The 18,809-nt window shown below is 57.7% G+C and carries 14 protein-coding genes; 2 read left to right on the top strand and 12 right to left on the bottom strand.

Annotated features, from left to right (window positions below; translation table 11 throughout):
• Positions 1-310 precede the first annotated feature (310 nt).
• The 3 genes from ACAW74_RS02535 to ACAW74_RS02525 form a co-directional block, all read right to left on the bottom strand.
• A complete protein-coding gene (locus ACAW74_RS02535; RefSeq protein WP_370696615.1) occupies positions 311-2,026 on the bottom strand; it encodes a tetratricopeptide repeat protein in 1,716 nt (571 codons plus the stop codon).
• A 121-nt stretch (positions 2,027-2,147) separates the two neighbouring features.
• Positions 2,148-2,366, bottom strand: coding sequence for a copper chaperone (locus ACAW74_RS02530; RefSeq protein ID WP_370696614.1), 219 nt, complete (start codon positions 2,364-2,366; stop codon positions 2,148-2,150).
• Between the two features lie 127 nt (positions 2,367-2,493).
• Positions 2,494-3,741, bottom strand: a complete 1,248-nt coding sequence (locus tag ACAW74_RS02525; protein WP_370696613.1) for a cation:proton antiporter — start codon at positions 3,739-3,741, stop codon at positions 2,494-2,496.
• Positions 3,742-3,838: 97 nt separating this feature from the next.
• On the opposite strand from ACAW74_RS02525, the gene ACAW74_RS02520 reads away from it, so the two are divergent.
• On the top strand, positions 3,839-5,239 hold the full coding sequence (locus ACAW74_RS02520) for a DUF389 domain-containing protein (protein WP_370696612.1): 1,401 nt from the start codon (positions 3,839-3,841) through the stop codon (positions 5,237-5,239).
• An 11-nt stretch (positions 5,240-5,250) separates the two neighbouring features.
• Here ACAW74_RS02520 and ACAW74_RS02515 read toward each other — a convergent pair whose 3' ends face one another.
• The 3 genes from ACAW74_RS02515 to ACAW74_RS02505 all read right to left on the bottom strand — a co-directional run bounded on the left by ACAW74_RS02515 (position 5,251) and on the right by ACAW74_RS02505 (position 7,590).
• Positions 5,251-5,454 (bottom strand): hypothetical protein, encoded by a 204-nt coding sequence (locus ACAW74_RS02515; RefSeq protein ID WP_370696611.1) that lies wholly within the window; start codon positions 5,452-5,454, stop codon positions 5,251-5,253.
• Positions 5,455-5,544: 90 nt separating this feature from the next.
• Positions 5,545-6,912 carry a sensor histidine kinase gene (locus tag ACAW74_RS02510; protein ID WP_370696610.1) on the bottom strand — a complete coding sequence of 456 codons (1,368 nt, stop codon included), beginning with the start codon at positions 6,910-6,912 and terminating at the stop codon, positions 5,545-5,547.
• A complete protein-coding gene (locus tag ACAW74_RS02505) occupies positions 6,913-7,590 on the bottom strand; it encodes a response regulator transcription factor (RefSeq protein ID WP_370696609.1) in 678 nt (225 codons plus the stop codon).
• A gap of 161 nt (positions 7,591-7,751) precedes the next feature.
• Here ACAW74_RS02505 and ACAW74_RS02500 point away from each other — a divergent pair, with 161 nt between their 5' ends.
• Entirely contained in the window at positions 7,752-7,982 is a 231-nt protein-coding gene (locus ACAW74_RS02500) for a hypothetical protein (RefSeq protein ID WP_370696608.1), read from the top strand.
• A 3-nt stretch (positions 7,983-7,985) separates the two neighbouring features.
• Here ACAW74_RS02500 and ACAW74_RS02495 read toward each other — a convergent pair whose 3' ends face one another.
• The 6 genes from ACAW74_RS02495 to ACAW74_RS02470 all read right to left on the bottom strand — a co-directional run bounded on the left by ACAW74_RS02495 (position 7,986) and on the right by ACAW74_RS02470 (position 18,787).
• Positions 7,986-10,193, bottom strand: coding sequence for a bifunctional alpha,alpha-trehalose-phosphate synthase (UDP-forming)/trehalose-phosphatase (locus ACAW74_RS02495; protein WP_370696607.1), 2,208 nt, complete (start codon positions 10,191-10,193; stop codon positions 7,986-7,988).
• Between the two features lie 78 nt (positions 10,194-10,271).
• A complete protein-coding gene (locus tag ACAW74_RS02490; protein ID WP_370696606.1) occupies positions 10,272-11,024 on the bottom strand; it encodes an alpha-amylase family protein in 753 nt (250 codons plus the stop codon).
• Positions 11,025-11,133: 109 nt separating this feature from the next.
• Positions 11,134-12,639 (bottom strand): family 43 glycosylhydrolase, encoded by a 1,506-nt coding sequence (locus tag ACAW74_RS02485; RefSeq protein WP_370696605.1) that lies wholly within the window; start codon positions 12,637-12,639, stop codon positions 11,134-11,136.
• Positions 12,640-12,777: 138 nt separating this feature from the next.
• Positions 12,778-13,827 (bottom strand): glycoside hydrolase family 43 protein, encoded by a 1,050-nt coding sequence (locus ACAW74_RS02480; RefSeq protein ID WP_370696604.1) that lies wholly within the window; start codon positions 13,825-13,827, stop codon positions 12,778-12,780.
• A 232-nt stretch (positions 13,828-14,059) separates the two neighbouring features.
• Positions 14,060-15,583 carry a RagB/SusD family nutrient uptake outer membrane protein gene (locus tag ACAW74_RS02475; protein WP_370696603.1) on the bottom strand — a complete coding sequence of 508 codons (1,524 nt, stop codon included), beginning with the start codon at positions 15,581-15,583 and terminating at the stop codon, positions 14,060-14,062.
• 21 nt (positions 15,584-15,604) lie between these two features.
• Positions 15,605-18,787 carry a SusC/RagA family TonB-linked outer membrane protein gene (locus ACAW74_RS02470; RefSeq protein ID WP_370696602.1) on the bottom strand — a complete coding sequence of 1,061 codons (3,183 nt, stop codon included), beginning with the start codon at positions 18,785-18,787 and terminating at the stop codon, positions 15,605-15,607.
• Positions 18,788-18,809 lie beyond the last annotated feature (22 nt).

The following is an 18,809-nucleotide window of genomic DNA, read 5'->3' as shown; positions in this document are numbered from 1 at the left end:
TGGTCGGGCCAGACTGGTGAACAAACACGTGGGTGGACAACTGTGCAGAAATAACCCAGTCAAGGCTATGCAATTAACTTTCTTTTAATTGTGGATGTCCTTAGAAAATTATTAGAAAGTGCTTAGAAAGCGTGTGAAAAAGGGGGTGTTACTTGTAATAGTACAAAAACATAAATACTTAATGATAAACGGTTGGCTGGCGTTCTAAACATTGCCTAATTGGCGCATTGGTGAAAACAAAACCGCTACCGTAGATCAGGCTTCGGTAGCGGTCGGCGTCAACAAACTGACTATACTTAACTGATCACACTTATTGCTCGTTGGCGTCGTCGGTATCGCTGGTTGCGATCTTCGCCAGGTCTTTATTGTTGGGTAGCCACGCGAGGCCCTTCTGGAGCCATTCGTTGCGGGCGTTGGCGTCTTTAGTCACCAGTTCATGGTACGAAATCAGGTACTTAAACGCCAGCGCGAGGTCCTTGCTGTACCGGGTACGTTCGTCGGGCTTGTCGGTTACCATCGTGATAAACTGCTCGAAGAAAGGCTTGGCCAATCCCCTGCGTACGGCTTCTTCGGGGGCATAGGCGTAATACTTGGCCTTAGCGCGATATAACACCGTAGGTACGTAGGTGGGCGATTGCTGCTGTGCCAGCGCCAGCGCCGAGTCGGCTTTGGCAAACCGGAGGGTATCGCGGGTGAACTTGCCGAGGCTGTCGCGGGCAAATCCGAGCGTGTAGTTGCTCATGCCGTACCGGAATAGATCCTGCACATCAGCCTTGAACCCGTGTTTGGTGGCTGAATCAAGCGCCGCTACGGCCTGTGGGTGTTTCTTGGCCCGGTAATAGTATTTGGCCATGTCGCTATACAGGTTGTCGGCGGTGTCGAAGGGGGCGGCTTTTTCCAGGTACGCTACCCCGATGGAATCGCGCTGCGCCTGCGTGGAGTCGGCGGCTCCGTCTTCGGCGGTCATGTACGCCCGGCCGAGGTATTTATAATCGTCGTAGATGACCTTCTGGGGCGCTTTTTCGATAAAGGTTGTCAGGCTCTGAATGGCTTTCTGCGGCTGTTTCAGCGACGCGTAGGCCCAGCCTTCCATGCGGTAGACAATCGGGTTCTGGCTCAGCACGGCCCGGTTGCTGTCGATGACATCAACGGCTTTCTGGTATTCGTTGCCCAGAAAATGAAACTGTGCCGACCGTAACAGCATCTCCGGGCGGGTGTCGTTGGCCACGCGGATGTACTGATCGGTGTAGTTGGCGGCGTCTTTGTAGCGGTTAACGAGGTAATACAGCTCGGCGAGCTGGCGGTAGGCCGGGGCATACGTCGGGTTGGCTTCGATGGCTTTCTTGTAGTTCTCGACCGCCAGATTCAGATTTTTCCCCTGCCAGTAGATGTCGCCGATGCGCTGATAGACCCGCGCCGGATTCATGCCTAATTCGAGGGCGCTCTCGTAGCGTGACACGGCCGTTCCTGCATCGCGATTGAGGTAATGGGCATCGCCCAGCGTCAACTGGATATCGGCATTTTTCTTGCCGCGTTCGCTCGCCCGATTGAGCAGGTCAATGGCTTTGGGCGCGTTGACGGCCTGCGGATAGCGGGGTTTGATCGACCCACTGTCGGGCGTAAGGTAGCCCGTGTAGGCCTCGCCCAGCCGATAGAGAATGTCGGCGTTTTTTCCTTTACTCCGCTTCAGCACGTCGTCGACTTGCGTGTTGGCTTGCGCGTCGTTTTGAACCAGGTACGTGATGGCTACACCGGTGGCGTTGAGAGGAACTCGTTTTTCATCAAGCGCTTGCCCTTTTTTAAACCAGCTTCGGGCCGAGTCGGGTTGCCCGGCGCGCAGATAACCATAGCCTGCGTCGAAATAGGCCTGCATGGATGGGCTCTGCTGCGCGGTGCGGGTAAGCAGTTGAGTGGCTTCGCTGAACCGGCCCAGACTCATCAGGGTGTTCGGGTCGGCGGTTGGAGTCTGCGCGAGGGCGGTGGTAGCCAGCCCCGTCAGCAGTAACAGATTTATGTGCGTTTTCATGTCGTTGATGCGGTTTGGGTTCCCGACCGGAGTGGTAACCGGGAACCCCCGCAAATTGACATGCACAACTAAGAGCCGACTTAAGATCTACTTAGAATTCGCTTAGAGGTTGTTTCAGCCTCTATAACTCGACCAGTTCCGCTTCGTACCCGGCCTGCTTGACGGCCTGCATAACCTGTCTGGCGATTCGGTTGTCGGTGGTTTGTACCGTCAGCAGGCGGTCGGGGTCGGCGGAGTCTACGTTCCAGCCGTCGATGTGGTCAATGGCGTTGAGCGGTTGCGTAACGGCCAGGATAGCCTCGCTGCTGCGAAGGTTGGTTTTGAAATTGAGCGTTTCCATATGCAGAGACGTTGGTTTGGTATGTCAACCGGCCGGCGCGTGCTTTATCCCGGAAGAAGTAGGCACCGGGCTCCGTTAGTAAGCGAGCCGGCAACGTACCTGAGGCCCTACAACGTACCTGACGGGGTCAGTCAGCCGAGGGGTAGAGCCGCCGGATAAGCCGTTCCATCGTCAGGCCCTGCCCGATCACCGAAAACAGCACGACAACGTAGGTGATGGTTACGATGAAGGCTTTCTGCGGAATCGAATCGGGAATAGACAGGGCCATCGCTACCGACAGTCCCCCGCGCAACCCGCCCCAGGTGAGCATGAGCGGGGCATTGGTATCGAGGTCGAGCCAGCGCCGGGCCAGCGTGAAGGGAATCAAAATAGCAAAGTACCGCGACACCAGTACCAGTAGAATCACCAGCAGGTAGATGGTCCAGGGGCCTTGACTAAAGGGAATCACCAGCAGTTCGAGGCCGATCAGCACAAAGAGCAGGGCGTTCAGGATGCTGTCGATCAGTTCCCAGAATTTATCGACGTACTCTTCGGTCTGGTGGCTCATGGCATCCTGCCGGGCTTTATCGCCCACCAGCAGCCCCGCCACCACCATCGCCAGCGGCCCCGAAATATGCAGTTTTTGAGCCAGCAAATAGCCGCCCATCACCCCCGCCACCGTCAGCAGCACCTCCGTCTGGTAATGATTGATGGAGCGCAGCAGCCAGTAGAGCAGATAACCCAGCGCCAGGCCAAACAACACACCGCCGCCCGCTTCTTCCAGAAACGTCAGACCGACGTGGCCAATCGTGAGGTTCTCGGTGCCACCAACCACTATTTCGTAGATGGTAGCAAACACGACCACCCCAACGCCATCGTTGAAGAGCGATTCGCCCACGATGTTGATTTTGACATTTTCGGGCAGGCGAAATTTGGCCAGGATACCCAGCACCGCGATGGGATCCGTGGGGGAAATGAGCGCTCCAAACAACAGGCACAGGATGTAGGGCAGGTCGAAGCCCAACCCGTTGCCGACATAATAGAGCCCCGTACCGACGAAAAAAGTACTCAGCAACACGCCCACGAAGGCAAACAGCATAACCGACCGCCGCTCGACCCGCAGCCGGGCGGCGTCGGTGTGAAACGCACCAGCAAAGAGCAAGAAACTGAGCATGACATCGAACAGCACCTGCCCGAAGTCGATCTGCCCGACGGTTTGCCGCACCTGCACCAGCAGCGTAGGGGCAATGGCGTTAAGGCCGAGCATGGCGAGGGAAAACAGCAGCGACAGCACCATTACCCCGATGGCGTCGGGGAGTTTGAGAAAGCGGGTGTTGAGGTAGGCCAGTAACGACGCACCAACCAGCAATAGGGTAATTAAAGTAAATACGTTCATGAGAATGATGGGTTGAACATTCGGTTGCTTTTTTGTTTCAAGTATGGAACTGAGTTAACGTGACGACCCTACTATAACCGCCTATTGCACTGGAAATATGCTACTAGAAGACCCTAATCGCTCCCATGTGCCTGCCAAACGGAACGCTGTGCTCGCTCAGATTGGGAAGTGGCTACAAGATAGATTCAGCCTCGAGGAAGACAAGGAAGATGAAGTTGCCGTTATCGAATCGATTAGCCGGGGCATCGAATTTCGGGGTATCAATCTCTGGACACTCATCTTTGCCATCTTCATTGCGTCCATTGGCTTAAACGTCAACTCAACGGCGGTCATCATCGGGGCCATGCTTATTTCACCGCTCATGGGCCCCATCATGGGCATTGGGCTGGGCATCGGCATCAACGACCTGACGATGGTGCAGCGGGCCCTCAAAAACCTCACCATCGCCGTGGTGATCAGCTTGCTAACCTCAACTGTCTATTTCCTGCTCAGTCCGTTGCACTCGGCCCAGTCTGAACTGCTGGCCCGCACCTCGCCGACGCTCTGGGATGCATTCATCGCTTTTTTTGGTGGTCTGGCCGGCATCGTAGCAGGGTCGCGTCGCGAAAAAGTGACCAACGTGGTGCCAGGTGTGGCCATCGCCACCGCGCTGATGCCGCCCCTCTGCACGGCCGGTTACGGGCTGGCTACGCTGAACCTCTATTACTTCGCCGGGGCCTTCTACCTCTTCCTTATTAACGGGATCTGCATCAGCCTGGCCACGTTTCTGATCGTACGTTTCCTGGACTACCAGCCTAAGCTCTACCCAACGCTCGATGTAGCCAAGCGGGTACGTACCACCATCTGGGTGGCCGTGCTGATCGTGCTCATTCCCAGCACGTACCTGGGCTATCAGATTGTACGAAAGACCCTTTTCGAGCAAGCTGCCAAACGCTTCGTGACGACGGAATGTGATTTCGCTTACCGGCAGGTGATTACCTACGCGGCACAGTACAACCGCGAGCAGCCCCGCCTCGAACTGACGCTGGTGGGGGAACCGCTGCCGCCCGATTCCGTTACTATGCTTCGGGCCAGGATGCTGCCGTATGGCCTCGGCAATACCCGCTTAGTGATCAAGCAGGGGAGTTTCAAAGATGCCGAGATTGATGTGGATGCGCTGAAAAACACCATCACCGATCAGGTGATTAAATACAGCCAGTCGTCGATTGCCCGCAAAGACCAGACGATCGACTCACTGCGCCGCTACATCGAACTCACGCAGACGTCGCGCCTGCCCGTTACGGATCTGCGCGACGAGTTGAAGACGCTGATGCCTGACGTACAGACGTTCACGGCGGCCAATTCGCTGGTGATGAACGCGGGCAAAGCGCGGCCTGATACAGTGGTGCTGGTGTACGCCCGGTTTGCCCGAAAACATACGGCTGCTGAGCGGAACCGACTAGGAAAGTGGCTGCAAACCCGAACCAAAAGCCGACGAATCAAACTGATTGTCGAGTAGGCGGCGACCTGCTAGAGCGGCATAAAGACCAGCCCGGCCACAAGCAGCGTGATCATGAACAGCACGCCTACCATGATGAGGAGCCAATCGGGGCGTCGGGGGGGCTTTTCGTCGGGGCGTTGTGGCCGCAGCGGTCGCACAGGAGCGCTGGCAAACATGGCTGAGGGTTGCGGTGAATAGGCGAAACGGGGGTCGGAGTTGGTTAATAAGAGCATCGGCTAGCGGAAATGTGTTACGCAAAACTGATTCGCGTTGATTAAGCACTGCTGATAAACCCCTTAGAATTTGCTTAGAAAAGAGCCCTGCTAGCGGGGTAGCTCGATCGTAAAAACCGTGGGCGTACCCGATGCCGACTGCACGCTGAGCTGCCCCCGGTGCAGCCGTACAATCTGCTCAACGAGCGCCAATCCTACGCCATAGCCACGTACCTGATCGGCCGTTTGGCGGCTGCGGTAAAAGGGCTCGAAGAGATAGGGTAGTTCATCGGCCGGAATGGGCGGACCTTCGTTGGCGATGGTCAGCCTGACGCCATTGGGCGTGATGTGCACGGCCACCTGCGCCTGCCCGTCGGAGGCAAACTTGCAGGCGTTTTCGGTGAGGTTTTTCAGCGCCGTAGCCAGCAACGTACGGTTCCCCGGTATCGCCAGTTGGTCGGGTTCGTCGGGCAACGTACCCAACGTGACCGTAATCCGGAAGCGGGGGTTAAGCCCGCTCACCGCATCGCGAATGTCCCAGGCCAGTTCGTCGATACGAACCACGTCGGTAAGCAGCTGCACCGCCGTATCTTGTTGTACCTGCGAGAGTTGCAGGAGTTCGTGGGTCAGCGTTGCCAGCTCGCTTACGTCGTCGAGTACCGAACGGATGGTGGCCTGATAAGCGGCCGGTTCGCGTGGTTTGAGCAGGCTCACCTCCAACTGCGAACTGATTTGCGTAAGCGGGTTTTTTAGTTCGTGCGATACGTTAGCCACAAAGAGCCGCTGCGACCGAAACGACTCACCAACCCGATCGAGCAGCCGGTTGATGGTGCCCGAGAGCCGACTAATCTCGTCGGCATTACCCTTGACCGACAGGCGTTCGTCGCGGTTGTTCGGAAAGATATGGCTCAGGGTGCGCTCAATCTGTTGTACGGGCCGCAGGGCGTCGCCTGCGAAGATCCAGCCAGCCAGCGTAGTAATACCGATGATGAGCCCTAACAGTCCGGTCAGGGCCCAACGCAGACGATACAGAAAATCGTCTCCGTAGACGTTCTGGGCGCTCGCAACAACCACAAACGCCCCATCGGCCGTTAGGTAGCGGCTCCCCGACAGGTAATAGCCATCCTGCCGAAAGTCTTTTTGCTGAACACGCCGGATGTCGTCCAGCGTATTTTTGGGAATGGTGAGCGACAGCGCCTCGTTGGTGGCGAAGATGAGCGTATCACGCCCATTGTAGATCAGGATTTTCTGGTTGGGCAACTGATCGCGCCGGATGCGGTTGAGCTGCCGAATCAGGTCGGCGTCGAGGCGGTGGCGAATGAGCATATCGCCCATGGTGTTGGCTTTCCGGTCGAGCCGCCGGTAGAAATCCGACGAGATAAAATACCAGCAGAAGGCATAGATGCTGACAAATGTAAGCAGCAGGATGCTGGACACCAGCCCCGTAAACCGAACGATCAGGCGTCTGCGAATGGTCATCTATTCTTCCTTGAAAACATAGCCCATGCCAAACTGGGTATGAATCAGCTTGGTCGGGAAATTACGGTCAAGTTTCTTTCGTAAATAGTTGATATACACCTCCACGACGTTGGTGCCCGTGTCGAAGTTGAGGTCCCAGACATGCTCGGCGATGGTCGGTTTTGAGACTACCCGCCCCTGGTTGCGCATCAGAAACTCTAACAGCGTGAACTCCCTGGCAGTCAGTTCGATGGGTTGGCCTTCGCGCATCACGGTCTTAGCGTCCAGGTTCAGTTCAACGCCGCCATAGCGCAGGGTTTGGGCCGTCATCGACACCTGCGTGCCGCGCTTGGTGAGCGAACGTACCCGGGCCAGCAACTCGGTAAACTGAAACGGCTTGGTGAGGTACTGGTCGGCGCCGGAGTCGAACCCCATCACTTTGTCGTCGGTTTCGCCTAGCGCCGTCAGCAGCAGAATGGGCGTGGCCAGCCCTTCGGCCCGCAGTTGCTTCACCAGTTCAAAACCATTCATGCCCGGCAATACCACGTCGGTGATGATGAGCGCATAATTCGTTTTGAGCGCCAGTCGCCGCGCAATGAGGCCATCGTAGGCAACATCGACTTCAAACTGACTTTCTTCCAGCCCCTGCCGAATAGCCTGCACGGTCTTGGGTTCGTCTTCAACAAGCAGCAGTTTCATAGGCTGAGCTGATTTGTGTTCTAGCTATAACACCGGCCGGGCGCACTTGTCCCGGCTTTTGGTGCTCTAATTAAATTCTAAGTTTTCCTTAAGCCACTTCTTAAGGCGTCCGGCCTCCTTTGGGACAGTCTCTGCCAACACAAGCAGAAACGCCACCCATTATGCTGACGATCATCCTGATTAGTAGCGGTATTGGCCTGATCGGCGTGCTGAGTTACTTCACCAGCGCGAAGTTCGGCTGCCAGTCGTCGCAGACCGGCCCGCTGCCCCCGCATTACGAACACCTGCTGCGCCAACGTCGGCAGCTACCCCGGCCTACCGACGCCCCGGCCACCAACGCCACCGAAGCGGAACCAACTGCGGCCCGCCAACCGGCCAACGTACCCCGATAGCGTTTACAGCACGGGCGTAAGAACCTCGCTCATCTGCCGGAGCAGCGTTTCCACGTCGGGTTGCCGGGCCAGCCGGTAGCGGGCAAATGAAAGCCCCGGCCCCACTTTCAGGGTGTAGGCCCAGTTGGGCAGCTGCCGGAACATATCTTCGTCGGTGGTGTCGTCACCGATGCTCATGATAAAATCGTAGGGTTTCTGTTCGGCCAGCGCCAGCGCCACTGTGCCTTTGCTGTGTTGCGCCGGTTTCACCTCCACGACCTTGCTCCCCTGAATCACGCTGAGCGGCACTACCGAGGCTGACCCCCGCAGATTGGTCGCCAGATCGACTGCCCGGGCTTCGATATCGTCGGCCTCGACCATACGGTAATGCCAGGCAATAGCCGTTTCTTTTTCTTCCACGAACGAGCCGGGAAACAGGTTTACATATTGCTGCAAGGTGCCGCGGATGGGAGCCAGCCAGTCGGGTACGGACAGGTCAAGTTTCTCCCATGATTGCTCCGGTTTTTTCAGAAAGGCACCGTGCTCGGCCACCAGATACACCGGCAACCCCGCGAAGGTTTTTTCCAGGAATGATCGATTCCGACCGCTGATCACTACGAGGTCGCTATGCTGCGCCAGTTCGCCCAGCGTCAGGCGTAGCGTGGCCGACGGGCGGGCATCGGCCGGATTATTCACGATGGGGGCCAGGGTGCCGTCGAAATCGACCAGCAGCAACCGGCAACTGGCTTGCCCAAACGCCTGACTGAAGGTATCGAGCGGCAGATTGGTTTCCAGCGTGGGGCGGGGCGTCTGGCTTTCGGCGATGGCCGCCAGAAAATCGTGACTCCACCGAAATACATTGTGGTTTTGCAAATGGTGCCGCATCTGGTTCATACGCAGCGCCTGCTCGGGCTCGGGCATGGTTAGGCCCTGTTCGATGGCGTCGGCTACCTCCTGCGTATCGGTCGGGTTGATAATAATGGCGTCGGTCAGTTCCTGCGCAGCACCGGCCAGCTCACTGAGCACCAACGTACCCCGCTGATCGAACCGGCTCGCCACAAACTCTTTGCAGACGAGGTTCATACCATCGCGGATGGGTGTAATCAGCGCCACATCGCAGGCAGTGTAGAGCGCGAGCAGTTCAGTAAAGGTGAGCGAGGCGTAGGTGTACACGATGGGCCGCCAGCCAATGCCGCCAAACCGACCGTTGATGCGCCCCACCGTCTCTTCGATTTCCCGTTTCAGTTCCTGATACTGCCCGATCTGATCGCGTGAGGGCACCACCGTCATCACAAACGTCACCTTGTTATGCCAGTCGGGGTGTTGAGTTAAAAACCGCTCGTAACCCTGAAGGCGGTAGGTGATGCCTTTGGTGTAGTCGAGGCGATCGACCGAAAAAATAAGCCGGTTGTGCCCCAGCAGCCGCTGATATCGCTGCCGGATGCCGGTGACGGTATCGCTCTGGGCGCTGCCGTCAAACTTGGTAAAATCGACGCTGATCGGGAAATCACGTACCTGCACCGACCGGTCGGGCAACACCACGCGCTGTTCCAGAATGGGCAGGTTCAGCACCTCGGCCACACTTTGCATAAAATGCTGGGCGTAGTCGGTTGTATGGAACCCCACTACGTCTGCCCCTAACACCCCCTGAATCAGTTGCTGCCGCCACAAACGGGGCAACAGTTTTACGATCTCGTAGGTCGGGAAGGGAATATGGAAAAAGTAGCCGATGGTGGCATCGGGCAGCGCCTGCCGCACCAATTCGGGTAGCAGCATGAGCTGGAAATCGTGAATCCAGATGAGATCACCCGGCTGGGCAAGGTTCGTCAGGACATCCCTGAACTCGGCATTAGCCTGCTGGTAATGGGCAAAGTCGGCCTCCTGAAACGAGGCATACGACGGGAAATAATGGAAAAGCGGCCAGAGTAAATTATTGCTAAATCCCTCGTAAAACCCCTGATTAACGGCTTCGTCTAGAAAAACCGGGTGCGCGACAAACGCCTCGTTTTCCAGCACGGCGGGGTCTACGTCGCGCAACACGGAGTCGCCGTGTCCAACCCAGTGAATCTTGGTCGGTTGCCCATCGGCCTGGCTCAGCCGTTCGGCCATCGACAGCACCGCCGACACCAGCCCGCCCGAATTCTGATGAAGCGCCGGTCCGTCGGACGTTTGATGGATGGTAAACGGAAGCCGGTACGAAACAATAATCAGTCGGTTAAACGATGACTTCATGGTATGGCGAGTTTGTTGATACGAATAAGACATACCAACAAAAACGCCCGTCCGCTTTAGATAGACCTTAAGTAAACCTTAGAAAGTGCTTAGAGGCTGTTTCTGACGCCCGAAGAAGGCTCTAAGCAAGCGGGCAAATCGGTTGTCATACAGGTAGTCGCGGCGGTAAATCCGTTTCGCCGACAGGCGTGACGTATGATGGCTGGGGGCCGGGTTTTCCTGTACCAACTGCGGCTGATCGGCCGGGCAAAGAAACCGCTGGGTACGTTGCCCCCGTACCGTCACGGGCGAGGCCTCGCAATCGACCAGCAGGTAATATTGCCGACCCGTATGGGTAGTGAGCTGGTTCAGGGCGCGGCGCATGGCCCGGAGCGTCTGGTCGGGATGGGGCAGGCATTCGCTGTCGGCGAGTCGCAGGGCGTCGATATGAAAATCACTGAACCACATCAGCGCGTTGGCGATAATACGCGGCTGCCTGTCGGGCTGTTGTTGCAGGAGGCTGTAGTCGATGTCGAGGCAAACAGCAATGCCTTCGTAGTGGCAGACGTCGATAAAGTGACGGAGTTGATGCGCCAGTTTGGCTGTCGGTTCCAGGTCGTTGTCGGCGAGCGCTTCCAGGCGACTGGCGGCGATGATCACCGTGTTGATCCCTTCCTTTTTAAGGCAAACGACCTGCTGCGCGGCGGCGTCCAACGTACCTGCGGGGGTAAACGTGGGCGGGTCTAGTTCGGCAATTCGGTATTCGTCGAAGGGCGGATTCACCCAACCACTGTCTTCCCAATAGAATGTGTTGTCAGTGTCTGGCCAATGGGGTTGCGTTGAACTGGGCATAACGTCAAGTCGGGTGCCCCGCCATGTATTGGCGGGAACACCTCGGATGGTTGTGCCGTAAATAGGTCACGCTAGTTTAGAACCAGCTTAATCAAACCTTAGAAATTGCTTAGAGACTAGCCGCCTGCAACACAAAGTCGTCGAAAACCGCCTGCTGATCCGAATTGCCGACAGCCGTCAGCCCCACCCGAACGGCGCGGTCCCAGGGCGGCAGGTAGGCCCCGTCGATGGGCTGTGTGGCCAGTGGCTGGTAGGTTTTGCCATCGGTGGCATAAGCAAACGAAAACAGATGCCCTTGTTGCGCGGTCAGGCGTAGCGTGACCGATTTGGAGCGGGGCAGGGGCTGAGTAGTGATGACGGTTCTCTGGCCTCGTTCCAGCTTCCAGAGCTGAATATTGTGGTCGGTAGCTGATACTCCCAGGGCATTGTTGTCATCGCCGATAGCCGCCAGACCGGCCTGCCCCGTCGAGCGTTTGCGGTTGATGGTCGTTGTGACGGTGTAGTTGCCCGTCAGGGTCCGTTGCGCCACCGAACTGCCCCCTTTGGCAGGTTGGGCGGCCAGATGCAAAGCTCCTTTGCGGAGCTGGTAAACCGGTTGCTGAAACACCGACCACTGCCACTGATCGGAGAGCGTTTTGCCTTTAAAAGAGTCAGAGAGCGTAGTGGGCGCGGGTTTGGTGCTGCCCAGCAGGGTGGTTTCAGGCAGGAAACGTACCCAGCCGTCGGCCATGAAGGTAAACTCTTTCAGCAGCGCCTGCCGACCAGTATACACGTTGGATTGCTTGTCGTAGGCGTGGTAGAGGAAATAGTACTTGCCGTCTTTCTCGATGGCCGTACCGTGGCCGGGGCAGCGCCAGGCGCCTTCGTCAGCCAGAATCGGGTTTTGGGCGTACTTCTCCCAGGGGCCGAGCAGGTTTTTGGCCCGCGCAACGCCGGTTGCGTAGTTGCAACCCGTGCCGCAACAGCCCGCCCCGGCGTAAATGGCGTAGAAATAGTCGCCATGCCGCAGCATCGATACGCCTTCCACGAGGTTGCCTTCCCAGGGAGCGGTGTTGCGGAAGATCTCCTGTTTTTCGCCGGTAAGGGCCGTACGCTCTTCGTTCATGGGTTGTGCCCAGATCGGCGTTGGCTGTCGGATACTGTTGCCGTCTTCTTTCCAGATCAGGTATAGTTTGCCCGACTCGTCGCGCATCGGGAAGCCGTCGATGGAGCCGTCGGCCTGACCAACCAGCGGACCATGATCGCGGTACGGGCCCTCGGGCCGGTCGGCGCTGGCGACGGCCACACAGAGGTTGCCGCCTTTTTTATGCGCTGTGTAATAGACGTATATCTTCCCCTTTTCCTGCGTGATTTCGGGTGCCCAGAAATAATAGTCGGCCCAGTCGGGAAGCTTCGTGAAAATGTTGCCAGCACTCTCCCAGTTGACCAGATCATTGGATTTCAGCAGGGGATAAGCCGGAAACCAGTTCGACGAGGTGGCCGATGCCCAATAGGTGTTACCTACCTGCATGACCGACGGGTCGGGGTAATCGCCGGGGATAACTGCCGGTTGTGCCCAGGCCGTCGTAGCCAGAGCGGTAGTGAGCAGGGTTAAGTGGAAGCGGGTACGTTTCATGCGTTGATTTGACGTTGGTAAATCGGCGGTCAGGGGTGAAGGTTTTGTATGTCGACCATGAGGAGACGCAAGGGATCATGAGGAGACGCAAGGGATTGCGTCTCTACAGTGCGTCAGCCACACATGCGCCCCACAAAACTACTCGCCAGAGGGCCGCTTGAGGTAATCGCTCAGGCTGACGGGCGTGCCAAAGTTAGGCGTGCCATCGGCTTTCCAGGTGAAGGGCTGGATGCGGGCCGAACGAAAATCGCCGCAGCCCTGGCCGGGTGCCGCGTTGGCGTGGTACAGCAGCCAGTTCTCTTTGCCGTCGCGCGAGGTGAAAAAACTGTTGTGCCCAACGCCGTAGGTGGTGCCGTTGGCGTAGGGGCCGAAGACCGGGCTCTGCGCTTTGGTCCAGACGGATGCAGTGGTCAGACTCGCGGTCGTATCGGCCGCAAGCTGGCCGAGGGCGTACTGATCGGTGCCGCAGAAACTCGCTGAGTAGATGACGAACACCTTGTTGGCGTGCACCAGAAACTGCGGCCCTTCGTTCACGCCGAACCCCTGCCGTTCCCAGGCCAGATCAGGGGCCGAAATCCGGGTACGTACCCCTTCGGCTGTGTAGGGGTTGGTCAGTTTGCAGAGGTAAAGCTGTTGCGAACCACCCAGATCATTCTCCCAGCCCGACCAGGCGCAGAACAACTGATTGTTAAGCTGAATCACCGTAGCGTCGATAGCCCACCGGTTCTCGGGCAGGTTCAGTTGCCCCCGATCGATCCAGGTGCCGGTGGTGGGGTCGGCTGCTGCGTTTTCCAGTACAAACATCCGGTGCGTAGCGTCGACACCATTGTTATCAGCCGCGTAATAGATGTACCACTTGCCATTGAGGTGATGCAGTTCCGGTGCCCAGATGTCCCGTGAGTTGGGGCCGGTGGCGGGCGGCGTCCAGACGGTAACGGGCCGGGCCGCACTGAGGCGACTCATGCTGGCGGTTTTGTAAATGCGCAGATTCCCGCCGGTAGTATGCATCACATAATAAAAACCGTCACGGTAGGTCACCCAGGGATCCGGGGCGGGGGTGAGGAGGGGGTTTCTGAACTTTCCCACCGTATCGACGGGCGTCACCGGCGTGGTCGTACCCGACGAGTTGTCGCCCGATTTACAGGCAATGAGATAAAGCGTGAGGAGCAGAAAGAGGTATTTCGTCATCGTTGAGAAAATGTTAACACAGAGTAAGATGGGGGTTCACCACCGAGACACGGAGCGCACAGAGAAGAAACTAAAATACCTCTGTGCGCTTCGTGTCTCTGTAGTGAACACCTGTCCTGAAGCCGCTAAAATGGTTTACCACAAAGACACGGAGCGCACAGATCGAAAACGAAACATACCTCTGTGTTCGCTGTGCCTCTGTGGTGAGCCATACTCCCGAAACCCAGTCGCGTTAATAATTTGGGTTCTGTGTCAGGTTGGGGTTCAGGTCGCGGTCGAGTTGCGGGATGGGCAGCAACTCGCTTTTCCCTTTCACGAAGGTCGAGAAGGCCGGGTCGCGGGTCGCCAGTTGCGGGCCGAGGTCGCCCCAACGGGCCAGATCGTTCCAGCGGTGCCCTTCGCCCGACAGCTCCGTTACGCGCTCATGCTTCAGTTGCGCCAGAAACTGCGCCTGCGAGAGACCGGGTCGGGCGGCAGTCAGCGTAGGCAGACCCGCCCGCCGACGTACCTGATCGACGTAGGCGTAGGCCTGCGTGGTTTTGCCCGTGGCGTTCAGCGCTTCGGCATACAGCAGCAATACATCGGCGTAGCGGATGTAGCGCCAGTTGTTGGGCGAGCGGTAACCTTCTTCGTTCTTCCAGTGGTCGTTCTGGAATTTACGGAACCACACCCGCTTATTGGTAGCGCCGTAGCGTTGCAAAAACGTCTGCCCGTAAATCTGCGTGAACGCCGGGCCGCGTACGTCGGTCGAGTCGAAGAGGAACGAGGCCTCCAGTCGCGGGTCGCGGGTGTTGGTGGTGGTTCGTTCGTTGAACTCGTAAATCGGCCAGCGGCTGGCTTCCCCATCCGACCAGCCAATGCCACTGGGGCCAAAAAACTGCGATAGCGAGGTGCCGTAGTTCTGGTTAGGCGTCTGGCTGTCGTCGTCCGTAAACTCGGCCGGGTTGATCTGAAACTGCCACTCAAACACCGACTCCCGGTTGTTTTCGCTCGTAATCAGGAAGTTGTCGCGGTAGTTGGGCATCAGCGCGTAAATGCCTTTGCCTTCGCCATCGGCCAGCCATTGCAGGGGCGTGAGCGCCTCGGTATATTTCTGCTGCTGCATCTGTGATTTGGCCAGTAACGCATAGGCCGCGCCTTTCGTCGCACGGCCCAGATCACCGCCGCTGTAGGTTGTGGGTAGGACCGCCGCGGCTTCGGTCAGGTCTTTTTCAATCTGCGCCCATACCTGTGCGATCGTTGCCGAAGCGGGCCGGTCGCCCACGATCGACGTTTGCAGCGTGAGCGGTACGTTGCCAAACAGCGTGACGAGGTGGTAATAGAATAACCCCCGCATAAACTTCGCTTCGCCTATGTACCGGTTCTTCAGCGTCTCGTCCATCGCGATGGTGGGTACGTTCTGAATCACCTGATTGGCCCGGTTGACGCCGATGTAATTGTCGTTCCAGACGGCATAGGCATTCCCGTAGTTGTAATCGGTGATCAGAAACTGATCCATGTTGTTGACGATGTCGGTAGCCGGGCTCTGGCTGCGCCCTTCGTCGGACCGGATGATGTAATAAAACGGCATCCACCGCGAAATGCCACCCCGGTGCAGGGTGCTGTAGACGGCATTAACGCCCGCCAGCGCGTCGGCGTCGGTTTTCCAGAACGATTCCGCCGTTAGCTGATTGGGGTTGACTATATCCAGATTTCGGTTGCAGCCCGTTAGCAAGGCAACGGCCGACAGCCCCAGACAGATGAGTATCTTTTTCATGATTGACGTGAGTAAGGTTGGTTAAAAATCGCCGGAGATCCCGACAGAGATGACACGCGGCGACGGCCAGTGGCCATTGTCGACACCGCGCTCCTGAATGTTGGCGCCCGTGATGTCGGGGTCGAGGCCCGAGTAGCTCGTGACCGTGAACAGATTCTGCCCACTGACAAACACGCGGGCGCTCCGTACTTTCGCCCGGCTCAGGAACGAAGCGGGTAGGGTGTAGCCAATCTCGACGTTCCGCAGCCGGACATACGAGGCGTCTTCGAGCCAGCGATCTGTGTAGGGGAAGTTGTTTGAAATAATCCCCTGATCACCCGATTCCAGCCCGATGCGCGGGTCATTAGTGCCGGTGTTGGTCGGTGACCACGGGTTCACGTCGGCGCGGAAGTTGGTATTCTGGTAGCTATCGAGGCCGCGGCGCACATCATTATAGACCGTGTAGCCAAAGACACCCAAGAATTGCAGGTTCAGGCTAAAGCCTTTGTAGCTGCCATTGAACTGGGCGCCCGCCTGTACTTTGGGCCAGGGTGAGCCTACGAACTGACGGTCGTCGTTCTGCGTAATCTGCCCGTCGCCGTTCGTGTCGACGTACCGGATATCGCCGGGTTTGGCGTTGGGTTGAATCAACTGTCCGTTTGGTCCGCGGTAGTTGTTGATCTCTTCCTGCGTCTGGAAAATGCCGTTTGTTTTCAGCACGTACCACCGCCCCACGGGGTTGCCCACCTGCGAACGCGTGTTGCCGCTCTGGATGTAGTCGATGTTCTGCCCCTGATTGCCGACGTTTTCGACCCGGTTTTTGATCGTCGTGAAGTTACCCGACACATCCCACCGGAAATCCCGCTGATTACTGCTGCGATACGTGGCCGAAAACTCGAAACCCTGGTTGCGGATCGATGCCGTATTCACGTACGGGTTACCCTGCAAATTGCCCAAGTAACCCGGCACCGGCAGGTTCAGCAACGCATCGGTCGACAGCGAGTTGTAGTAGTTGATCTCCGTCGTGATGCGGTTGTTCAGGAACGAGGCCGTGACGCCGTAGTTCTGCGACAGCCGCTGTTCCCAGCGCAGGTCGGGGTTGGCGAGCTGAGCCTGATAGGCCCCTACGTTGGCGGTTTGGTCGACCCCAAAAATGGCGCGGGGGTTGTTGTTGATGAAGGCCGTGTAGGGGAATGAACCGAGGGTCGGCACCACGATACCCAGCTTGCCATACGACGCACTCACTTTCAGATCGGAAAGCCAGTCGACTTTGAAAAACTCTTCCTGACTGATGCGCCAGGCCGCCGCTACCGACGGGAAAAAGCCGGTGCGGTAGTTGGCCCCGAAGCGGGAATCCTGATCGACCCGACCCGTCAGCGTAAGCAGGTATTTGTCGTTGTAGGCATAATTGACCCGGCCCAGGTACCCCAGAATCTTGTAGTAGGTGGGCGTGCCGCCGGCCGAATTGGAAATGCCCGATGCTGCGTCGATCGTGGGGAAATAGGTGCCGCCCGACGTAGCCAGATTGGTCCGTGACCCCGCCGTGTTGTCGCGCCGGGCGGTCTGCTGGCTGACACCCACCACGCCGTTGATGCTGTGTTTGCCAAACGCCCGGTTGAAGTTCAGCGTGTGTTCAAACAGCAGGCTGTAATACCGCGACCGGTCCTCACCAACGGAGCTAGGCACCACGGCGGCATTGTACTGATACACGCCGATCTGCCGCAGGTTCTGGGTGTAGTCGAAGCTTACTTCCAGCCCCGCGTTGAAGCGGTAACTCAGCCAGTCGGCAAACTTGACGTCCACATACGCATTCCCGACGGCCTTGGCAAAATTGCTCCGGTTACTGGCCAGATTACGGGCCGCGACGGGGTTAAACGCGTACGTCACGGCGTCTGGGTACGTGCCAATGCCGTAGCCCTGCGGATTGGTGGCGTTCACGTAGCGCGGGTCCTGCACCGGAATCACGGGTAGAAAACCGGCCATGTCGTAGATCGGGTTGCCCGCGGGAAAGTTCTGGATGTTGGAGTTGGTCAGCACCAGGTTTTCGCCCACAGTGAAGCGGCCCAGTTCGTTACGCGTGTTGATGCGCAGGCTGGCCCGGTCGAAATCGCTGCCGATGACGTACCCGGCGTTCTTGAAATAACTGCCCGAAATCAGGTACGTTCCCGTTTTGGTGCCGCCCGAGAGGCTCAGGTTATAATCCTGCAAGCTGCCCGTGCGCAGCACCTGATCCTGCCAGTCGGTGTTGATAGCCGGGTTGAACGTACCTTCGGCCACGCTGGCGGGCGGCGTCTGGCCCGAGTTTTGGTACTGCTGCCGTTGCAGGGCGGCAAACCCCGCGGCATCGGTTACGTTCCAGCGCTTATAAATGTTTTGCACGCCATATTTGGCCGAAAACGCCACCCGGGGTGCGCCCTCGCGACCCTGCTTGGTGGTGATGATGATGACGCCGTTGGCCGCCCGTGACCCGTAGATGGCCGCTGCCGAGGCATCTTTCAGCACCTGAATCGACTCGATATCATCGTTGTTGATGGTCGGGTTGGCGTCGGCGATCATGCCGTCAATCACGTAAAGCGGATCGGTGTTCAGAAAACTGGCCACGCCCCGAATCTGAATCGAGGCCTGCTGACCCGGAACCCCCGTATTGCGCACCGTTACGCCCGGCGAGAGGCCCTGAATGGATTCGGCCAGTGAGTTGGCCGTTACCTTGTTCGACTGGGCGGGATTGATCACGTCGTTGGCACCCGTCACGTCGCGTTTCCGAATCGTCTGATACCCGATCACGACCACCTCGTTCAAGGTCCGGTTGTCGGGTACGAGTTTGATGTTGAGCGTCGTCTGATTGGTAATGGCGACGTCCTGCGTCACGTACCCCACGCTGGAAATGGTCAGCGTAGCGGCGTCATCGGCCACGTTCAGGACAAAATTACCGTTGGCATCGGTCGAAGTCCCATTCTGCGTGCCCTTCTCAATCACCGACACGCCGGGTAGACCCGCGTTGTTTTCGTCGAGCACCTGACCCGTAATGCGTCGGGCAACCGCCTGATTACCAGGCTGGGTACGTTCATACGGGGTACGTTGTGTTGGCCCCGGCACTACAGCAGCGAGGCGGGCTCCGTCGCTGCGGGTGGCGCCCGGCGAGTAGGCAACCAGTGTCGGTTGAGCCACACTACAGAGGCTCAACCCCGTCAGCACGACGGATAAGGGTACATACCGGTTTTTCATAAAAATGAGCAATTTGATTGGT

It is taken from the genome of Fibrella musci (genome assembly GCF_041321105.1).
In the GTDB taxonomy this organism is placed as follows: Bacteria; Bacteroidota; Bacteroidia; order Cytophagales; family Spirosomataceae; genus Fibrella; species Fibrella musci.
This window is presented reverse-complemented; position numbering and strand designations above follow the sequence as displayed.